Source organism: Mesorhizobium sp. ESP-6-4 (assembly GCF_020164735.1).
In the GTDB taxonomy this organism is placed as follows: Bacteria; Pseudomonadota; Alphaproteobacteria; order Rhizobiales; family Rhizobiaceae; genus Mesorhizobium.
Map to the genome: position 1 here is coordinate 107,674 of NZ_JAIUGS010000013.1, position 19,530 is coordinate 127,203.

Annotated in this window: 19 protein-coding genes; 10 read left to right on the plus strand and 9 right to left on the minus strand. The window is 63.4% G+C overall.

Annotated features, from left to right (window positions below):
* Positions 1 to 2: 2 nt before the first annotated feature.
* The 7 genes from yihA to LB523_RS21435 all read right to left on the minus strand — a co-directional run bounded on the left by yihA (position 3) and on the right by LB523_RS21435 (position 5,461).
* A complete protein-coding gene (gene yihA, locus LB523_RS21405; protein WP_224606715.1) occupies positions 3 to 671 on the minus strand; it encodes a ribosome biogenesis GTP-binding protein YihA/YsxC in 669 nt (222 codons plus the stop codon).
* Between the two features lie 14 nt (positions 672 to 685).
* Positions 686 to 1,324 carry a CatB-related O-acetyltransferase gene (locus LB523_RS21410; RefSeq protein ID WP_224606718.1) on the minus strand — a complete coding sequence of 213 codons (639 nt, stop codon included), beginning with the start codon at positions 1,322 to 1,324 and terminating at the stop codon, positions 686 to 688.
* Positions 1,325 to 1,478: 154 nt separating this feature from the next.
* Positions 1,479 to 2,183: a DNA polymerase III subunit epsilon gene (gene dnaQ, locus LB523_RS21415; RefSeq protein ID WP_224606721.1), complete on the minus strand. Its 705-nt coding sequence runs from the start codon at positions 2,181 to 2,183 to the stop codon at positions 1,479 to 1,481.
* 183 nt (positions 2,184 to 2,366) lie between these two features.
* Positions 2,367 to 2,972, minus strand: coding sequence for a dephospho-CoA kinase (gene coaE, locus LB523_RS21420; RefSeq protein WP_224606724.1), 606 nt, complete (start codon positions 2,970 to 2,972; stop codon positions 2,367 to 2,369).
* Positions 2,972 to 3,805 (minus strand): shikimate dehydrogenase, encoded by an 834-nt coding sequence (locus tag LB523_RS21425; RefSeq protein ID WP_224606727.1) that lies wholly within the window; start codon positions 3,803 to 3,805, stop codon positions 2,972 to 2,974. Before LB523_RS21425 ends, coaE begins: the two co-directional genes overlap by 1 nt.
* Positions 3,798 to 4,397, minus strand: a complete 600-nt coding sequence (locus LB523_RS21430; protein WP_224606729.1) for a Maf-like protein — start codon at positions 4,395 to 4,397, stop codon at positions 3,798 to 3,800. Before LB523_RS21430 ends, LB523_RS21425 begins: the two co-directional genes overlap by 8 nt.
* 242 nt (positions 4,398 to 4,639) lie before the next feature.
* A complete protein-coding gene (locus tag LB523_RS21435) occupies positions 4,640 to 5,461 on the minus strand; it encodes a pyruvate, water dikinase regulatory protein (RefSeq protein ID WP_095769510.1) in 822 nt (273 codons plus the stop codon).
* Positions 5,462 to 5,955: 494 nt separating this feature from the next.
* Between LB523_RS21435 and hemE the strand changes: the two genes are divergently transcribed.
* From hemE to rho, 3 genes are all read left to right on the plus strand, one after another.
* The gene (gene hemE, locus LB523_RS21440) at positions 5,956 to 6,984 is read left to right on the plus strand and encodes a uroporphyrinogen decarboxylase (RefSeq protein WP_224606733.1); all 1,029 of its coding nucleotides are present in this window, start codon (positions 5,956 to 5,958) and stop codon (positions 6,982 to 6,984) included.
* Positions 6,981 to 7,535 (plus strand): protoporphyrinogen oxidase HemJ, encoded by a 555-nt coding sequence (hemJ, locus tag LB523_RS21445; RefSeq protein WP_224606736.1) that lies wholly within the window; start codon positions 6,981 to 6,983, stop codon positions 7,533 to 7,535. The genes hemE and hemJ overlap by 4 nt, the downstream gene beginning before the upstream one ends.
* Before the next feature lie 177 nt (positions 7,536 to 7,712).
* Positions 7,713 to 8,978 carry a transcription termination factor Rho gene (rho, locus tag LB523_RS21450; RefSeq protein WP_095769513.1) on the plus strand — a complete coding sequence of 422 codons (1,266 nt, stop codon included), beginning with the start codon at positions 7,713 to 7,715 and terminating at the stop codon, positions 8,976 to 8,978.
* A gap of 171 nt (positions 8,979 to 9,149) precedes the next feature.
* Here the strand turns inward: rho and LB523_RS21455 are convergent, their stop codons facing one another.
* Entirely contained in the window at positions 9,150 to 11,165 is a 2,016-nt protein-coding gene (locus LB523_RS21455; RefSeq protein ID WP_224606739.1) for a thioredoxin domain-containing protein, read from the minus strand.
* Positions 11,166 to 11,295: 130 nt separating this feature from the next.
* On the opposite strand from LB523_RS21455, the gene mnmE reads away from it, so the two are divergent.
* The 5 genes from mnmE (at position 11,296) to LB523_RS21480 (ending at position 17,086) form a co-directional block, all read left to right on the plus strand.
* A complete protein-coding gene (gene mnmE / locus LB523_RS21460) occupies positions 11,296 to 12,603 on the plus strand; it encodes a tRNA uridine-5-carboxymethylaminomethyl(34) synthesis GTPase MnmE (protein ID WP_224606742.1) in 1,308 nt (435 codons plus the stop codon).
* Positions 12,604 to 12,804: 201 nt separating this feature from the next.
* A complete protein-coding gene (gene mnmG, locus LB523_RS21465) occupies positions 12,805 to 14,679 on the plus strand; it encodes a tRNA uridine-5-carboxymethylaminomethyl(34) synthesis enzyme MnmG (protein ID WP_224606744.1) in 1,875 nt (624 codons plus the stop codon).
* A complete protein-coding gene (gene rsmG / locus LB523_RS21470) occupies positions 14,676 to 15,317 on the plus strand; it encodes a 16S rRNA (guanine(527)-N(7))-methyltransferase RsmG (RefSeq protein WP_224606747.1) in 642 nt (213 codons plus the stop codon). Before mnmG ends, rsmG begins: the two co-directional genes overlap by 4 nt.
* 17 nt (positions 15,318 to 15,334) lie before the next feature.
* The gene (locus LB523_RS21475; protein ID WP_095769880.1) at positions 15,335 to 16,132 is read left to right on the plus strand and encodes a ParA family protein; all 798 of its coding nucleotides are present in this window, start codon (positions 15,335 to 15,337) and stop codon (positions 16,130 to 16,132) included.
* A gap of 60 nt (positions 16,133 to 16,192) precedes the next feature.
* A complete protein-coding gene (locus LB523_RS21480) occupies positions 16,193 to 17,086 on the plus strand; it encodes a ParB/RepB/Spo0J family partition protein (protein ID WP_224606749.1) in 894 nt (297 codons plus the stop codon).
* A 296-nt stretch (positions 17,087 to 17,382) separates the two neighbouring features.
* Here LB523_RS21480 and LB523_RS21485 read toward each other — a convergent pair whose 3' ends face one another.
* On the minus strand, positions 17,383 to 17,670 hold the full coding sequence (locus LB523_RS21485; RefSeq protein ID WP_140845354.1) for a GIY-YIG nuclease family protein: 288 nt from the start codon (positions 17,668 to 17,670) through the stop codon (positions 17,383 to 17,385).
* Positions 17,671 to 17,995: 325 nt separating this feature from the next.
* Here LB523_RS21485 and LB523_RS21490 point away from each other — a divergent pair, with 325 nt between their 5' ends.
* Together LB523_RS21490 and LB523_RS21495 are read left to right on the plus strand one after the other, a co-directional pair.
* Entirely contained in the window at positions 17,996 to 18,622 is a 627-nt protein-coding gene (locus LB523_RS21490; protein WP_224606751.1) for a DUF1326 domain-containing protein, read from the plus strand.
* Between the two features lie 70 nt (positions 18,623 to 18,692).
* The gene (locus tag LB523_RS21495) at positions 18,693 to 19,430 is read left to right on the plus strand and encodes a DUF2182 domain-containing protein (protein WP_224606753.1); all 738 of its coding nucleotides are present in this window, start codon (positions 18,693 to 18,695) and stop codon (positions 19,428 to 19,430) included.
* Positions 19,431 to 19,530 lie beyond the last annotated feature (100 nt).

The window sequence follows — 19,530 nt, forward strand, 5'->3', positions numbered from 1 at the left end:
CATCAGCCGCCGTTCGCAACAAGGGCGATGGCGGCGCGCAGCTCGTCCAAGCCCTCGGCTTTTTCCGACGAGATGGCCAGCACCAGCGGAAACGCCGCCGGCCGCTTCTTGATCTTGGCCAGCGTCTCCTCGATCAGCCTCGGCACGCCCACGGCCTTGATCTTGTCGGTCTTGGTCAGCACCACCTGGTAGGACACTGCCGCCTTGTCGAGCAGGGTCAGCACTTCCTCGTCCTTGGCCTTGATGCCGTGGCGCGCGTCGATCAGCACATAGACGCGCTTCAGCGTCACGCGGCCCTGCAGATATTCGTAGATCAGCTTCGTCCACTCATCGACCTTGTCCTTCGGCGCGCTGGCATAGCCGTAGCCCGGCATGTCGACCAGCGCCATCGGCGGCAAGTCGGCGCCCTCGCCGGAAAAGCCGTCGGGCACGAAATAGTTGAGCTCCTGCGTGCGGCCCGGCGTGTTCGACGTCCGCGCCAGGCCCTTATGCCCGACCAGCGCGTTGATCAGCGACGATTTGCCGACATTGGAACGGCCGGCGAAGGCGATCTCCGGCGGGCCTTCCGGCGGCAGGAACTTCATCGACGGCACGCCGCGGATGAAGACCCAGCCGCGGGTGAACAGCTCCGGGCTGATCGCCGTTTCGTTCGGGGTCTTGTCGTTTGTCATTTTTTCGGGCGCGCTCAAACCGCCGCCTCCAGCCTGGAAATGTCGGCGCCGCGGATGGCATTGAGGTTGCGGCTGATCTTGTCGACCGGCCAGTCCCACCAGGCCGCCTTCAATAGCCGCCGCACCGTGAACTCGTCGAAGCGCATCTTCACCACCTTGGCCGCATTGCCGGCCACGATCGCATAAGGCGGCACGTCGTGCGTGACAACCGATTTCGCCGCGACAATGGCGCCGTCACCCACCGTCACGCCCGGCATGATCACCGCATCCATGCCGATCCACACGTCATTGCGGATCGTGGTGTCGCCGCGGATCTCCTTCGACCAGGTCTGCGGGTCGAAGCCTTCCTCCCAGCCATGGCCGAAGATGTTGAACGGATAGGTCGAGAAGCCCGACATGGCGTGATTGGCGCCGTTCATGATGAAACGCGCGCCTTCGGCTATGGCGCAGAACTTGCCGATGATCAGCTTGTCGCCGATGAAGTCGTAGTGATGCAGCACGCATTTCTCGGCGAATTTGTCGGGACCGTCGGGGTCGTCGTAATAGGTGAAGTCGCCGATCTCGATGTTGGTCGACGTCACCAGTCCCTTCAGGAAACCGACGCGCGGATGCATCGCAATCGGATGCTTGACGTTGGGATTGGGTCCGGTCATCGCGGTCCTTTGCGGGCGGGTTTGGGCGCGGTCGTCGCGCGCGATCAAACTAACGCGATCCTTCGACGGGACCAACCGTTCAATGGCTGCCGCGACAGATCGCGATCGGATTGGAAAGGGCGCTGTCTCCAAGGTCAGCGCCAATAGCGCCCGATCAACCCACCGCCACTTTCAGCCACAGCGCCTTTTCGCCGAGCGTCGCGACCAGCCCGGCATGCGCCGCTCGATCCGTTTCACTGAGCCGCGGCGGCAGGGCGATCGGCCGGGCGCCGATCGAGATGTCGATATCGGCCACCTCGCCGGCGCCATTCATGTGCACCGCCACGGACTCCAGCACCAGCGCCGCCTGCTTGCCGCCGATGAGCTCGATATAGACCTCGGCCAGCAATTCGGAGTCGAGCAGCGCGCCGTGCTTGGTGCGGCGTGTGTTGTCGATGCCGTAGCGCCGGCAGAGCGCATCGAGCGAGTTTGGGCCCATCGGATGCTTGCGGCGGGCCAAAGCCAGTGTGTCGACGATGCGGCCGGGATCGATGGCCGGATGGTCGAGCCGGCTATATTCGAGGTTGAGGAAGCCGAGGTCGAAGGCGGCGTTGTGCGCGATCAGCTTGGCGCCGTCAGTGAAGGCCAGCCACTCATCGACGATCTCGGCGAAGGTCGGCTTGCCCATCAGGTCGGCGGCGCTGATGCCGTGCACGGCCTGCGCCTCGGCATGGATGGCGCGGCCTTGCGGATTGATGAATTTGTGGAAGGTGCGCCCAGTCGGAAAACGGTTGACCAGCTCGACGCCGCCGAGCTCGATGATGCGGTCGTCGCGCAAATCGAGGCCGGTGGTTTCCGTATCGAAGATGATCTCACGCATTCGAATCAGTTCGCTTCCCAAACGAGCAGAATCATACACCAGAACAAAATGGCAATGGGGACTGGTGACGGCCTAACGCCTGACCTCCGAAAATCGGAATCGATTTTCGGAAAAGGATCATGCGCAAATTCAAAGCGTTACAGCGTCCTTTGCGCGTCCGAACGGGCGCGCGGCGCTGTAATGTCAGGAGCCGGCTTTGCCGGACTTTTCCCCTGAGAGTTCGGCGACGATCGCCTCGACCGCCTTTCGCGCGGCGTCGAAGCCATGGCCGGTGTCGATGATGAAATCGGCCAGGCGGCGCTTTTCGGCGTCGGGCACCTGCCTGGCGAGGATGGATGAAAACTTCTCCTCGCTCATGCCCGGCCTGACGAGCACGCGTTCACGCTGGATTTCGGGCGACGCGGTGACGACCACGACCTTGTCGACGCGGTTGCGGCCGCCGGTTTCGAACAGCAGCGGGATGTCGAGCACGGCAAGCCGCGCGCCGGCGGCGCGATGCGTTGCGAGAAACGCGTCGGCGTCGGCGCGCACCAGCGGGTGAATGATTGCCTCCAGCCGCTTCAGCGCGGCCGGATCGGCGAGCACTTTTTCGGCGAGCTTGACCCGGTCGACCGCGCCCACCTGCGTCGTGCCCGGAAAGGCCGCTTCGACCAGAGGGGCGGCCTTGCCGGAATAAAGGCGATGCACGGTCTCGTCGGAATCATGCACCGGCACGCCGGCTTCGGCGAACATTTTCGCCGTGGTGGACTTGCCCATGCCGATCGATCCGGTGAGGCCAAGCACGATCATCAGCGGCCCTCGATGTCGGCGACGATCATGCGCCGCAATTCGGGCGTCACTTCGGGTTTCCTGCCGAACCAGCGTTCGAAACCTGGCACGGCCTGATGCAGCAGCATGCCGAGACCATCGACCGTCTTCAGGCCGCGCGCCCTGGCGGCGGCAAGCAAGGGCGTTTCCAACGGCACATAGACAATGTCGGTGACGATGGCGTGGCCGGGCAAGCCTGCCGGATCGGCGGAGAGCGTGGCGTCACCATGCATGCCGAGCGAGGTGGTGTTGATCAGCAGGCCGGCATCGGCAAGCAGCTCACTGAGCGCGCCCGCGCCATGCGCCGAGACCCCGGCGCCGAAATGGCGGCTGAGTTCCTCGGCTCTCGCGAGCGTCCGATTGACGATGCGGATATCCTTGACGCCACGCTCCTTCAGCGCGTGGATGACCGCGCGGGAGGCGCCGCCGGCGCCCAGAACCACGGCCGGCCCATTGGCCGCCCAGCCCGGCGCATGCTCATCGAGGTTGGCGGCGAAACCGTAGCCGTCCGTGTTGCCGCCACACAGAATGCCATCCTCGAACCACAATGTGTTGACCGCGCCGATTTCATCGGCCGCATGGTCGCGTCGGGCCACTCCGGCGAAAGCGGCTTCCTTATGCGGAATGGTGACGTTGCCGCCGCGGTAGCCGTTCTCGCCGAGAGATTTCAGAAAGGCGGCGAAATCCGCCGGCGCGACGTCGATCGCTCCATAGCTGCCGTCGATGCCGTATTTGGCCAGCCAGTAGCCGTGGATCTTCGGCGAGCGCGAATGCGCGATCGGATGTCCGGCGACGAAGGCCTTTTTCTCAGCCATCGATGGCTCCCAATGCACGCAACTCCTTCAGCAGCGGCAGCAGCGGCAGGCCGACGATGGTGAAATAGTCGCCCTCGATCTTCTCGAACAGCTGGATGCCTTCACTCTCGATCTGATAGGCGCCGACGCTGGAAAGCGCCTTGGCGCCGACGCGGGCCAGGTGCCGGCCGATGAAGCCGGGGTCGAGCTTGCGCATGGTGAGGCTTACTACGCCGACATGGCGCCACAGCACTGCGCCGTCGCGGCAAAGCACCGCGGCGCTGTTCAACTGATGCGTATTGCCGGACAAGGCCAGGAGATGGCGGCGGGCGCCTTCCATGTCGGCGGGCTTGTGAAAGATCTCGTCGCCCAGCGACAGCGTCTGATCGCAGCCGAGCACCAGGGCGCCAGGCTTGCGCTCGCTGACCTCGGTCGCCTTGGCCTCGGCCAGGATCGACGCGACGTCCTCCGGTGAAACACCGCTGTCCTTCAGCGGAGCCTCGAGCGCGCGCTCGTCGACATTTGCCGGCACCGCCTCGATGTCGAGGCCGGCGCTGACGAGCATCGCCTTCCTGTACGGGCTGCCCGAAGCGAGGATGATCTTTTCAGGCATGATGGTTCATTCAACCGTTGCGATCCGTCCAGCACCCCTCATCCGTCTCGGCGCTGTCGCGCCGATCCACCTTCTCCCACAAGGGGAGAAGGAAAGTCCAACGTCACCGCAAATCGCCGCCTGGCGGTAATCGCAGGACGCTGGCGCCGCGTTCTTCCTTCTCCCCTTGTGGGAGAAGGTGGCCGAGCGAAGCTCGGTCGGATGAGGGGTGTTGGACGGAGTGCTCACTTATGTCGCTTGCCCTAGCGCGTCTTGCCCCGCAGGGCAACGATCGCCGCCGCCGTTTCCTCGATGGAGCGGCGGCTGACATCGATCATCGGCCAGCCATGCCGCGTGCAAAGCTGGCGGGCATAGGCGAGCTCCTCGTTGATCGCGGCGCGGTCGACATAGTCGGTCGGCACGAAGGCGGCGCTGTTGCCGAGGATGCGGTTTTGCCTCACATGCGAGATGCGCTCGGCCGTGGCGACCAGGCCGACGACCAAAGGCGTCTTGGCGGCGATCAGGCTTTCCGGCAGCGGCACGCCGAGCACGATCGGGATGTTGGCGGTCTTGATGCCGCGATTGGCGAGATAGATGCTGGTCGGCGTCTTCGAGGTGCGCGAAATGCCGATCAGCACGATATCGGCATCGTCCATATTGGCCGGCAGCTGGCCGTCATCATGCTCCATGGTGAAGTTCAAGGCATCGATGCGGCGGAAATATTCGGCGTCGAGCACGTGCTGGGCGCCGACGCGGCGACCGGCCGGCGTGCCGAGATAGGACTGGAAGACGGTCAGCACCGGTTCCAGCACCGAGACGCAAGGCAGGCCCATCGCAGCGCAGCGCTCATCGATCGAGCGCGCCAGCTTCTGGTCGACCACTGTATAGAGGATGATGCCGGGCTCCTCCTCGATGTCCTCGAAGACCTTGGCGATCTGCTTTTCCGTGCGGATCAGCGGATAAATGTGCTCGATGGCGCGCGCATCCTTGTATTGCGCGGACGCCGCGCGGCCGGCCGCCAGCAGCGTCTCGCCGGTGGCGTCGGAGATCAGATGCAGATGGAAGAAGCTCTGAGGTTTGTTCACAGGGGATGGGTCCAGGCTGTGGGCAATTGTGGACAAGGCTGGATGGGCAGGCCTTGGGCAAGGAAGCGACTGTATCAGATGGCCGCTTGTCCACAATTCGACCCGCTGTAGGCTTTGTCGCGGCGCTGGGGACAAAACCGGGGATCAAGTTTTCTTGGCCGATCTCATCCACAGGGCGAGGTTCGGAACGGTAAGTCTAAGCTTTTGACTTCAAAGCTGGAATCCGCTTCGTCCCCAGAACCCTCCAAATTGCGAAAGAGATTACGCGACAATATGCTGACTGGCCTTTTCGAGCCGCAGGCTGGACAGGTCGCAACCATCACAACCAACAGACTCTTAGAATCAGAAGACTCTTTTAAAATAGATATTTGATTTAAGAGGAGCGCGCATGACCCCGAACCAGAGGTTCGGAAAGGATCATGCGCTAAATGAAAGCGCTACAGCGTCCTTTGCGCGTCTAAGGACGCGCGGCGCTGTAGAGAGGGCAGCGCAGGATGGCTGGGAAACGGATCGTGCTCGACGTCCTCAAGGGCGAGACGGTTTCACCGCCGCCGCTCTGGATGATGCGTCAGGCGGGCCGCTATCTTCCGGAGTATCGCGAGACCAGGAAGCGAGCGGGGTCCTTCCTCGATCTCTGCTACGATCCGGACCTTGCCGTCGAGGTAACGCTGCAGCCGATCGAGCGCTTCGGCTTCGACGCCTCGATCCTGTTCTCCGACATTCTCGTTGTGCCCAATGCCCTGGGGCGGGACGTCCGCTTCGAGGAGGGCCGCGGACCGATCCTGAAGCCGATCTCGGCGGTCGAGATTGCGGCGCTGAACAGCGACGTGTTTCACGTGAATCTCGAACCGGTCTACGAGACCGTGCGCCGGCTGCGGGCGAAACTGCCCGATGAGACGACGCTGCTCGGCTTCTGCGGCGCGCCATGGACGGTGGCGACCTATATGATCGCCGGCCACGGCACGCCCGACCAGGGCCCTGCCCGGCTATTCGCCTATCGCGAGCCCGAGGCCTTCGCGCGGCTTCTGAAGATATTGGCCGATCATTCGGCCGCCTATCTCATCCGCCAGATCGAGGCCGGCGCCGATGCGGTGCAGATTTTCGATTCATGGTCGGGCGTGCTGGACGAGCCGTCCTTCGAGGCTTTCTGCGTCGAGCCGGTGGCCGAGATCGTCGCCCAAGTGAAGGCGGTTCACCCCGATGTGCCGGTGATCGGTTTCCCGAAGGGCGCGGGCGAGCGCTATCGCGACTACAGAAGAAAGACCGGCATTGCCGGTCTCGGTCTCGACTGGACCGTGCCGTTGTCGATGGCGAAGGAGCTGCAGCGCGACGGAGCGGTGCAAGGCAATCTCGATCCGTTGCGCCTGGTCGCCGGCGGCAAGGCGCTCTCTGATGGCGTCGAGGCAATCCTGAGGACCTTGGGTGACGGGCCGCTGATCTTCAATCTCGGCCACGGCATCACGCCGGAAACGCCGGTGGCGCATGTCGAGGCGATGGTGAAAATGGTGAGAAGCCGGCAATGAGGGATGTAAGCAACGAGAACAGCGCGAGCAGCGAGAACAGCACCGGCCAGGCGATGGAGCGCATGGCGATCGGCATTGCCCTGCTCGTCGTGCTGACGGCGCTGCTTTATCTCGCGGCACCCGACAGCTTCTATCCGTGGGCCAAGGCGATCCATGTGATTGCGGTCATTTCCTGGATGGCCGGCATGCTCTATTTGCCGCGTCTCTTCGTCTACCATGTCGATGCCGAAAGGGGCTCGGTTCAGTCCGAAACCTTCAAGGTGATGGAGCGCCGGCTGCTCAGAGGGATCATCAATCCGGCGATGACCGCGACCTGGGTGTTCGGGCTTTGGCTTGCCTGGAAAGGCTTTGGACTCCAGGGCGGCTGGCTGCATGCCAAGATCGCGCTGGTGCTCATTTTGTCGGGGCTGCATGGCTATCTCGCCGGCGCGGTCAGGAAATTTGCCGAGGACAAGAACGAAAAGCCGGCGAGGCACTGGCGGATCGTCAATGAGATCCCCACATTGCTGATGATCGTCATCGTCATCCTGGTCGTCGTGAAGCCGTTCTGAGGCTTTCCCGGATCCGGCCAGGCCCAGCAAAAGGCGGCTTGCTCTTTCAGTCGAGCGACGATACAAGACGGGTCTTCCTTCCCGTCATGCGCCGCCCCTTTTCTCGCTTTCGGCCGCGCCCGACATTTGTCGCATCCAGCCGATTTCCCTCTCCAAAGCCTACCCAGAGTCTATCTAATGCAAGAAATGAAACTCGCAGAGTTCAAGAACAAGAAGCCGCCGGAGCTGATCGCTTATGCCGAGACGCTCGAGGTGGAGAACGCCAGCGTCATGCGCAAGCAGGAGCTGATGTTCGCGATCCTGAAGAAGCTCGCCGCCCAGGACGTCGAAATCATCGGCGAAGGCGTGGTCGAGGTGCTGCAGGACGGTTTTGGCTTCCTGCGCTCGGCCAACGCAAACTACCTGCCGGGTCCCGACGACATCTATATCTCGCCGTCGCAAATAAGGCGCTTTTCGCTCAAGACCGGCGATACGGTCGAAGGACCGATCCGCAGCCCGAAAGAGGGCGAGCGCTATTTCGCGCTGCTCAAGGTCAACACCATCAATTTCGACGACCCGGAGAAGATCCGGCACAAGATCCACTTCGACAATCTGACGCCGCTCTACCCGACCAAGCGGCTGAAGATGGAGATCGACAATTCGACCTCCAAGGACATCTCGCCGCGCGTGATCGACCTGGTCGCGCCGATCGGCAAGGGACAGCGCGCGCTGATCAACGCGCAGCCGCGCACCGGCAAGACGGTGCTGATGCAGAACATCGCCCATTCGATCACCGCCAACCACCCGGAATGCTATCTGATCGTGCTTCTGATCGACGAGCGTCCGGAGGAAGTGACCGACATGCAGCGCTCGGTGAAGGGCGAGGTGATTTCCTCGACTTTCGACGAGCCGGCGGCGCGCCACGTGCAGGTCGCCGAAATGGTGATCGAGAAGGCCAAGCGCCTGGTCGAGCATGGCCGCGACGTCGTCATCCTGCTGGATTCGATCACGCGTCTCGGCCGCGCTTACAACACCGTGGTGCCGTCATCCGGCAAGGTGCTGACCGGCGGTGTCGACGCCAACGCGCTGCAGCGCCCGAAGCGCTTCTTCGGCGCCGCCCGCAACATCGAGGAAGGCGGCTCGCTCACCATCATCGCCACCGCGCTGATCGATACAGGCAGCCGCATGGACGAAGTCATCTTCGAAGAGTTCAAGGGCACGGGCAACTGCGAAATCCAGCTCGACCGCAAGGTGGCCGACAAGCGCATCTACCCGGCGATGGACATCCTCAAATCGGGCACCCGCAAGGAAGACCTGCTGGTGCCGCGCGCGGACCTGCAGAAGATCTTCGTGCTGCGCCGCATCCTCGCGCCGATGGGCACGACCGACGCGATCGAGTTCCTCATCGACAAGCTCAAGCAGACCAAGACCAACGCGGACTTCTTCGATTCGATGAATACGTGATTGGGGCGAGGCCCTTCTCCTTCTCCCCTTGTGGGAGAAGGTGGATCGGCGCGCAGCGCCGAGACGGATGAGGGGTGTTCCAGCGGAATGAGACGCTGGCTTTCCCTGGAGCACCCCTCATCCGTCGCCTTCGGCGACACCTTCTCCCACAAGGGGAGAAGGAGAAAGGCGCTATCGCCGCAACAGCCTCTCCAACTCCTCCGCATCGGTCACCACCGGCATGCACACCTGCCCGCTGCAGAACCAGGCGCCGGGCTTATCCGTCGGCGGCAAAACGCTGCCCGGCAACAACGGTCGATTCGCTTCCGCACCGACCGGAACGACAATGTCGACCCGGCGCGGGTCGGGATTCCGATTCGCAACCGGAACGAGGCTTGGCGAATCCAGCTTGTCTATGATGACAAGCTTCAGCGGCTCGAGCGCCAGGGCACAGGCGTTGACGATGCCGGCCTGGCCGTAGGCCTGCTGCGAGGCGCGGCCCATTGCATGCTCGGCGGTCGTCCACGCCTTTTCCCAGAGACCGAGGTCGCCGGTGAGCGATGACAGCCGCACCAGCGCCTCGACGATCTGGCCGGTGGCGGACGGGATTGCTTCATCCACATCACCGCGGATGCGGATCGGAACGTCGCCGCTGTCCGACGCCGTCAGCCAGTAGCCGCTCTTTTGTTCATCCAAGTGCCAGCGGTCGAGCTCGCCGATGAACTGCCTGGCGCGATCGGAATAGGCCGGATCGCCGGTCGCCTCGAACAGCGCGATCGCCGCGTTGGTCATGGCGGCATAGTCGCTGGACAGCGCCGGAAAGAGCTTTTTCGCGCCTAGCATGGAATGCGGCAGCCGTCCTTCCTGGCCGGCCTCGACGATATGGCCGAAGGCTTTTGCGGCGGCGTCGATCCAGTCATGCCGCCCAAGCGAGCGGCCCGCCTCGGCGAGCGCTGCGATTATCAGCCCGTTCCAGTCGGTGAGCGCCTTGCCGTCGCGGCCCGGCCTGACCCGCCCTTCGCGGACGCCCAACAGCTTTGCCTTCAGAGCCGCCAATTGCGAATAGTCGGCGATGCCTTGAGCTTGCTGGGTCTCGCTCTGGCGAATGATCGGCTTGCCTTCCCAGCCATGCGGCGCGGCGAGCTCGAAATACCGGAAGAAGGTCGATGTATCGTCGCCGAGCGCGGCTTCGACTTCGTCGCGGTTCCACGTGTAGAAAAGCCCCTCCTCGCCATCGCTGTCGGCATCGAGGCTGGCGGCGAAGGCGCCGCCTTCGACCAGCATCTCGCGCAGCAGCCAGCTGACGGTCTCTTCGATTCGTATCCGGAACAAGTCATTCCCGGTGGCCGCATGGGCCCAGTTGCACAGGCGGATGAGCTGGGCGTTGTCGTAAAGCATCTTCTCGAAATGCGGCACCAGCCATTCGGCGTCGGTGGAGTAGCGGCTGAGACCGCCGCCTATGTGGTCGTAAATGCCGCCGGCGAGCATTTTTTCGAGGCTGGCGAGCACCGCGTCGCGATGCGCGGCCTCGCCGTCACGCAGCCAGGACAGCCAAAGCGTGTGCATGAAGGGCGCGTTGGGGAATTTCGGCGCGCCCTTCAAGCCGCCGAGATCGCGGTCGATCATGCCGCCGATGCGGGTGGCGAGGTCGGCCAGCGTGTCGCGATCGAGCACCGCCTTGCCCGTCGCGCTGGCTAGCCGCTGCTCGACATGGGCGGTCAGCCCGTCGGCGCTTTCGGCGAGGTTCTGCTGCTTCTCGCGCCAGGCCTTGTCGACCGCTTCCAGCACCTGGATGAAGCCCGGCCTTCCGTAACGCGCCTCGCGCGGGAAATAGGTACCGCCCCAGAAAGGCTTGCCGTCGGGCGTCAGAAACATGGTGAGCGGCCAGCCGCCCTGCTCGCCCATGGCATGCAGCGCCGCCATATAGATCTGGTCGATGTCGGGCCGCTCTTCGCGATCCACCTTGATATTCACGTAGAGCCGGTTCATGACGGCGGCCACGGCGTCGTTCTCAAAGCTTTCGTGGGCCATGACATGGCACCAGTGGCAGGCGGCGTAACCGATGGAGAGCAGGATCGGCCGCCCGAGCTGCTTCGCTTCGGCAAGGGCCGCAGGCGACCAGCCGCGCCAATGGACAGGATTGTCGCTGTGCTGCTGCAGATAGGGGCTGGCCTCTTCGGCAAGCAGGTTTCGTGCGGGTAAGGTCACGATGGGCGGCTCATTTTTGGGTCTGATGCATCAACGCTGGAGCATGATGCCGAAAAGTGTGAAGCGGCTTTCGGCCGTGCTCTACCGTTCAATCTAGGCGGTTCGGCAGGTCCGGCAAATGGTTTCCCCAATGAGTTCGAAGGATTCGATCGTTGCGCTGTCGAGCGGCCGCCTGCCGGCAGGCATCGCCGTCATCCGAATTTCCGGCCCCAAGACTCGATTCGTGGTCGAAACGATCGCCGGATCCGTTAAGGATCGGTTTACCACGTTGCGAAGACTCCGGGCGGCGGACGGCTCGATCATCGATCACGGCCTCGTCCTGTTCTTTCCAGGTCCCGGCAGCTTCACCGGGGAGGACGTTGCCGAGTTCCAGGTCCATGGCAGCCGCGCCGTGGCGGCCAAGATGCTGGAGACGATCACCGGCTTCGAGGGCGTCAGGCACGCCGAGCCGGGCGAATTCACCCGGCGCGCCTTTCTCAACGGCAGGCTGGATCTGGTCGAGACGGAGGCACTGGCCGATCTGGTCAATGCCGAGACGGAGGCGCAACGCCGCTTCGCCCTGCGCAATGCCGAAGGCGCGCAAAGCGAACTCTATTCGGACTGGCGCCGCCGGCTGATTCATGCGCGAGCCATGATCGAAGCGGAGATCGACTTCGCCGAGGAAGAGGATGTGCCGGGTTCCGTTTCGGAGGCGGTCTGGTCCGACGTGTCGGTAATGATCGGGGAAATCGATCGCCACATCGGAGGTTTCAAGGCCGCGGAGATCATTCGCGATGGTTTCGAAGTCGTGATCCTCGGCGCCCCGAATGCCGGCAAGTCCAGCTTGTTCAACGCGTTGGCGCGGCGCGAAGCGGCGATCGTCACCGACGAGCCGGGCACGACGCGCGATCTGATCGAGGTGGTGATGGACCTTAACCGGCTGAAGGTGCGGCTTGTCGATACGGCCGGTCTGCGGGAGGCTGCGGGCAAGGTCGAGTCGATCGGTATCGAAAGGGCGCGGGCCAAAGCTGACGTTGCCGATCTCGTTCTGCTGTTGGAGGATATGGCTGATCCGGCGCCCGTTGGGGATATCCCAGGTGGGGCTCCGGTGCTGAGGATCGGAACGAAGTCGGATATCGCCAATGCCGGCGGCGGTGACTACGACTTGGTTATTTCTTCCAAGGACGGCGGCGGTCTGGACCGCCTTCTGAACGAGATAGGGGCCCGCGCCGCCGCTGCGGTTGGCGAGGTGGGTGACGTGCTGCCATCCAGGCTGCGCCATGTAGAGTTGCTCAAAGAGGCAGTGGATTTCCTGCGGGCGGCACTGTCGGGCCAAAGACAGGAGCTGCGCGCCGAGGAACTGCGGCTGGCCGCCGAGCGCCTTGGACGCATCGTCGGCGCCGTCGACGTCGAGGATTTGCTCGACGTCATCTTTTCGCAATTCTGCATTGGTAAGTGATTCACGTGAAACACGGGCTTTTGCCTATCCCGCAATGATTCACGTGAAACGCCGACGCCGCTGCCAGCTTCGCAGTTGTCCGGTGGGGATGGCAAAGCTCGCCATTCATTGTTTCACGTGAAACGAGTCCACCTCTCCTTGACACCAGCCGCCGTCGGGGACATCTGTCAACCCAATCTCTGAAAGCGGATTCTTGGAAAAATGACCAATCACTATGATGTGGTGGTGGTGGGCGGCGGCCATGCCGGATGCGAGGCGGCGAGTGCTGCCGCGCGCGCCGGCGCCAGGACCGCCCTGGTCACTCTGCGCTTCGAGACGATCGGCGTCATGTCCTGCAATCCGGCGATCGGCGGTCTCGGCAAAGGACATCTCGTGCGCGAAATCGACGCCATGGACGGGCTGATGGGACGCATCGCCGACGCCGCCGGCATCCAGTTCCGCCTGCTCAACCGCCGCAAGGGTCCCGCGGTCCGTGGTCCGCGCACCCAAGCCGACCGCAAGCTTTATCGGCTCGCCATGCAGGCCGCGATCCGCGAGCAAGCCAATCTCGACGTGGTCGAGGGCGAGGTCCTGGACCTCGAGATCGAAGATGATCGCGTCAGGGCGGTGCTGGTTTCGGGCGACCGGCAGCTGGCTTGCGGTGCCGTCGTGTTGACCACCGGCACGTTCCTGCGCGGGCTGATCCATATCGGCGAGAAGAAGGTCGTCGCCGGCCGCATGAACGAGCAGGCAAGCATGGGCTTGTCAGCGACCATGGCGCGTGCGGGTTTCAAGCTCGGGCGCCTCAAGACCGGCACGCCACCTCGCCTCGACGGCCGCACCATCGACTGGGCGTCGCTGGACGCCCAAGCCGCCGACGAGGATCCGGTACCGTTCTCGCTGATGACGGACAAAATCGCCAATCCGCAGATCCACTGCGGCATCACCCGCACCATGCCGGAGACGCATGAGCTGATCCGCGCCAATCTCGGTCGTTCGGCCATGTATTCCGGCTCGATCGAAGGCATCGGGCCGCGCTACTGTCCGTCGATCGAGGACAAGATCGTCAAGTTCGGCGACCGCGAGGGCCATCAGATCTTCCTCGAGCCCGAAGGCCTCGACGACGACACCGTCTATCCGAACGGCATCTCGACCTCGCTGCCGGAAGACGTGCAGCTCGACATGCTGAAGACGATCCCGGGGCTGGAAAAGGCGACGATGCTGCAGCCGGGCTATGCCATCGAATACGACCATGTCGATCCGCGCGAGCTGAAGACGACGCTGGAGACGAAGCGCGTCGCCGGCCTTTTCCTGGCCGGGCAGATCAACGGCACGACCGGTTATGAAGAGGCCGGCGCGCAAGGCCTGCTCGCCGGCATCAACGCCGCGCGGGCGGCATCCGGCGATGAGCCGTTCGTGCTCAGCCGCACCGAGGCCTATATCGGCGTGATGGTCGATGACCTGACCAGCCGGGGCATCGCCGAGCCCTATCGCATGTTCACCTCGCGCGCGGAGTTCCGGTTGTCGCTGCGCGCCGACAATGCCGACGAGCGGCTGACGCCGTTGGCGGAAAAACTCGGCATCGTGTCAACGGAGCGGCTGCAGCGTTTTGGCGCGCTGGCGCAGAAGCTCGACGAAGCCCGCGCGCTGGCAAAGTCTGTGACGCTTACGCCGAATGAAGCGGCACGGCATGGGCTGGAGATCAACAAGGACGGCGTGCGCCGCTCGGCCTATGCGCTGTTGGCGCATCCGGGCGTCGACATGGCCTGGCTGAGAAGGGTCGAGCCGCGCTTTGCCGAACTGGACGCCAAGACGGCGGAGCGGCTCGAAACGGAGGCGAAATATTCGGTTTACCTCGATCGCCAGCAAGCCGACGCCGCACAAATCAGGCATGAGGAATCGCGGCTCATCCCCGAGGCGCTCGATTTCTCGGACGTTCCGGGCCTGTCGAACGAGCTGAAGCAGAAGATGAAGGCGCGCCAGCCGCGTTCGATTGCCGATGCCCAGCGCATGGAAGGCATGACGCCCGCCGCGCTTGCCATCATTGTGGCGCATGTCCGCAACGCCGAGTTCGCGGCGCGAAGGGACGTGGCGTGAGCGCGGATGCCTGGGCGGACCTGCAAAAGGCAGCGGGTCCAGTTTCACGTGAAACATTCGAGCGGCTGCAGGCTTTCGAACGGCTGTTCCTTAAATGGAACCGCAGCATCAATCTGGCGGCGCCGTCGACGCTGGATGATGTGTGGCACCGCCATATCCTGGACAGCGCCCAGCTTGCGCGAATCGCACCCACCGCGACGCGCTGGGTCGATCTCGGCTCGGGCGGCGGTTTTCCCGGCCTGGTGCTGGCCTTCCTGCTGGCGGAGCGCCCCGGCGCATCGATCGCCCTAGTCGAAAGCAACCGAAAGAAGGCGTCGTTCCTGCAATCCGTCTTAGGCCAGTTCGGTTTGCCGGCGCGTGTCGTGGCCAGGCGCATCGATGACAGCTATGCGCTTGTTTCCACACCAGAAATCGTCACGGCACGGGCGCTGGCAGCGCTTCCGGATCTGCTCGACCTATCGGCGCCCTGGCTGACCAGCGGCGCACGCGCGCTCTTTCATAAAGGCCGGGATTACCGCGCCGAGGTGGAAGAAAGCACTCACCGCTGGGGCTTCGATCTGGTAGAACATTCGAGCATGACCGACGCCGAAGGCGTCATCCTCGACATCACCGACTTGCGCCCAGCGAAACAGCAATGAATTACTGGCATAAATCCATGAAAACCGGACCGCGTATCATCACTGTCGCCAACCAGAAAGGCGGCGTCGGCAAGACGACGACGGCCATCAACCTGGCCACGGCGCTGGCCGCGATCGGCGAGCGCGTGCTGATCGTCGACCTCGACCCGCAGGGCAATGCCAGCACCGGCCTCGGCATTGACCGCAAGGATCGCACGGTTTCGTCCTATGACGTGCTGACTGGCGAGCTCGAGCTGGAGCAGGCCGCGGTGCCGACGGCGGTGCCCGGCCTCTCCATCATACCCTCGACTCTCGACCTTCTCGGCATCGAGATGGAAATCGCCTCGGCGCCCGACCGCGTGCTCAAGTTGCGCAATGCGCTGCGCGCTGCCTCCGAGCGTTCGGCCCCGTTCGGCTATGTGCTGATCGACTGCCCGCCCTCGCTCAACCTTTTGACTTTGAATTCAATGGCGGCGGCCGATTCCGTTCTCGTGCCGCTGCAATGCGAGTTCTTCGCGCTGGAAGGTCTCAGCCAGTTGCTGGAGACGGTCGAACAGGTGCGCAATACCATCAATCCGGACCTCACCATCCAGGGTATCGTGCTCACCATGTATGACGGGCGCAACAACCTCGCCAACCAGGTGGTGCAGGATGTGCGCACCCATATGGGCGACAAGGTCTATGAGACGATCATCCCACGCAATGTGCGCGTCTCCGAGGCGCCGTCCTACGGCAAGCCGGCGATCCTTTACGACCTGAAATGCTCGGGCAGCCAGGCCTATCTGCAGCTCGCCTCCGAGGTGATCCGCCGCGAGCGCAAGCTGCGCGCCGCCTGAGCATCATCGCGCGGCTTGGTTAATCAGCCGATTCGATTCCGAAACGATCTGGACAAACTCATGAGCGAAGACCAATCGAGAAAAAGACTGGGCCGCGGCCTCGCGGCGCTGATCGGCGAAATCGACCGTCCGGCGGCGCCCGAAAAGCCGGGCGCGGCGGTGGCGGCCGACGGCAAGGTGCCGATCGAGTTCGTCAGCCCGAACCCGAAGAATCCGCGCCGGCATTTCGGCGATGCCGAGCTCACCGATCTGGCCCAGTCGATCCGCGAGCACGGCGTGGTGCAGCCGGTCGTGGCGCGCCCCTCGCCGTCGCAGCCCGGCCGCTACGAGATCATCGCCGGCGAGCGGCGCTGGCGGGCGGCGCAGCGCGCCGGTCTGACCGAAATCCCGCTGATCGTGCGCGACGTCAACGACCGCACCGCGCTGGAGCTGGCGATCATCGAGAACGTCCAGCGCGCCGATCTCAATCCTGTCGAGGAGGCGCAAGGCTACCAGCAGCTTATCGACGAGCATGGCTACACGCAGGCCGATCTCGGCCAGGTGATCGGCAAGAGCCGCAGCCATGTCGCCAACACGCTGAGGCTGTTGAAGCTGCCCAACGTCATTCACGACATGCTGGTCGACGGCGATTTGTCGGCCGGCCACGCCCGAACGCTGGTCACCGCCGAAGACCCGGCCGGGCTCGCCAAGCGCATCGTCAAGGAAGGGCTTTCGGTGCGCCAGGCCGAAGCCTTGGCGCAAATGCCCGCCGGCCCGACGCCAGCCAAGGTGAAATCCCCCGCGAGCCCGCCCGAGAAGGACCCCGACACGCTGGCGCTCGAGAAGCTGATGACCGATACGATCGGCATGATCGTGAGCATCGAGCATAAGGGCAAGGGCGGCACGTTCAAGATCAACTACCGCTCGCTGGAACAGCTCGACGAGCTCTGCCGACGTCTGAAGGACGAGCAGTAGGGGGCTGAGGCGCCATGGTATTTGGCGGTAGCTGAGGTTTTGGCTGAACGCTGGATACGGCTGATATATCGGTGATAGACATAAATGGGCTGGCGATGCGCCGGCCCTTTTTTTGTTTGCGCGGTGCGCGGCTAAGATGCCGGGAACTGCGAATCCTTCCCTGCGAGAAGATGCCCCGGCAGGACAGAGGAGCGTGCTGTCCCGTCAACCTGTCCTTCGTCATTCTAGGGCGGAGCAAGGAGCGAAGCGACGCGCGAAGACCCTAGAATCCATGCCGCCGCCACCGTGCAGAACGCTCACCAACCAATTCCGCGAAACAGCTCGAACCATTCCGGATTGCTCTTTTCGATCAGTTCAATCTTCCATCGCCGTGGCCAGCGTTTCAGTGACGTCTCACGCTGGGTGGCATCAGCGATGTCGAAATATTCCTCGTACCAGACGAGACGCTGCACACCGCAACGGCTGGCGAAGCTGGAACCTTGGCCATTCTTGTGCTCGGGTATGCGGCGGGCAAGGTCATTGGTGACACCGATGTAGATCGTGCCCCCTTTCTGGCTAGCAGTCATGTAGACATAGCCGGTCATCTGGCGATCCTAGCTGGCGCAGCCATCGGCGCCTATTCTGGACCGCAGCATTCTACGGCCAATGCCATGGCATGGATTCTAGGGTCTGCGCGCGTCGCTTCGCTCCTTGCTCCGCCCTAGAATGACGAAGGATATGTCGGCGAGACAGCGCCCCTCCCCAGCGCCCTCCGCTTGACAGTCCACGGCAACGGCGTACGCTCTATTAGCTTGACCTTAAATTACTGCCCGGCGTGCCGATCAGTCGCGGTGAGGGCTATCTGCCGTTCTCCGTGAAACGGCACCGCCTCGCCAAAGCCGGACACGCCTGACACAATGGGAGGTGTAAATGGCGGTCAGTTGGCGGTTGTCTGGAAGCTACTTCGAAAACTGCAGCTGCGATGTCGTATGTCCTTGCCTGTTGTCGACCCGGGCGCAGCTGACATCGAAGCCGACGAAAGGCGTTTGCGACGTCGCCTTGGTCTTTCATATCGGCAAGGGCAGTTTCGGGGACGTTCGATTGGACGGGCTCAATGTCGCGATGGTTGCTCACACGCCAGGCCCGATGGCGGAGGGCAATTGGACGGCCGCCGCCTATATCGACGACCATGCGGATGACAGGCAGACCGAAGCGCTGGGCGCCATCTTCACCGGCGCCGCGGGCGGGCCGATGGCCGCCTTCGCGCCGATGATCAGCACCAATCTCGGAGCCAAGAAGGTGCCGATCAGATACCAGGTCGACGGCAAGAAGCGGTCGGTGGAGATTGCCGGCGTGATGCAGCTGGCGGTCGAACCGTTGCCGACAATGCGCGAGGACGGCGAGATGTGGGTGGCCTCCGGCCATCCCGTCAATCCCGACTGGCTCGGTATGGCGATGGGAATGGAAGGCAATACTTTCAGCGACCATGGCATGAGTTGGGACAATTCCCGCCGGAACGCACACTACGCTCCGATCAATTGGTCCGGCCAGCAATAGTCCCGCACGCATGGTCGGAACGGCCTCGCCCATGACGCTGACATTGCAGCGAAACATCATTCTCGCCCTGTTGGGCGCGGTCGCCGCGGCGGCGTGGGTCTTGCTCATCCGGCAGCGGATCGGCGCGGACGCAGATATGCGCATGGAGATGTACTCACCCACCATGGGCATGGCGGCGCCGCTGTTTCTTGCCGTCTGGATGATCATGATGATTGCCATGATGTTTCCGACGGCGGCGCCCATGATCCTGACCTTCCACCAGGTCCAAGCCGGCAAACGGGGTCGCGGCGAGGCCTTTGTCGCTACCTGGGTATTCGTGGCAGGCTATATGCTGGTTTGGGGCACGGTGGGCGTTTTGGCCTTTGCCGGCGCCGCAGGAGCCGAGACGCTTGCCGATCATGCGGGATTGTCCACGGCGACGGCCGCGCGCATCGGCGGCGCCCTGCTGATCATTGCCGGCGCCTACCAGCTCTCGCCACTGAAGGATCTGTGCCTGGCCAAATGCCGCACGCCAATCGGTTTCATCCTGACCTCCTGGCGCGATGGTTCTTGGGGCGCGGTCCGCATGGGCCTCGAGCACGGCGCCTTTTGTCTGGGCTGTTGCTGGCTCTTGTTTCTGGCACTTTTCCCGCTCGGGATCATGAAGGTCGCCGCAATGGCCGTGGTCACCTTGCTGATCTTTGCGGAAAAGACCTTCCCGGCGGGAAAGGGCATAGCAAAAGTGTCGGGTGTCGCCCTGCTCCTTTACGGCGCGGCGGTGCTGGTCTTTCCCCAGGCGCTGCCGACCTTTCATATGATGATGAACTGACCAGCGGCAGGGCAGGACGTATCCTTCGTCATTCTAGGGCGGAGCAAGGAGCGCAGCGACGCGCGCAGACCCTAGAATCCTGTGTGTTGGTTCTGGTGTA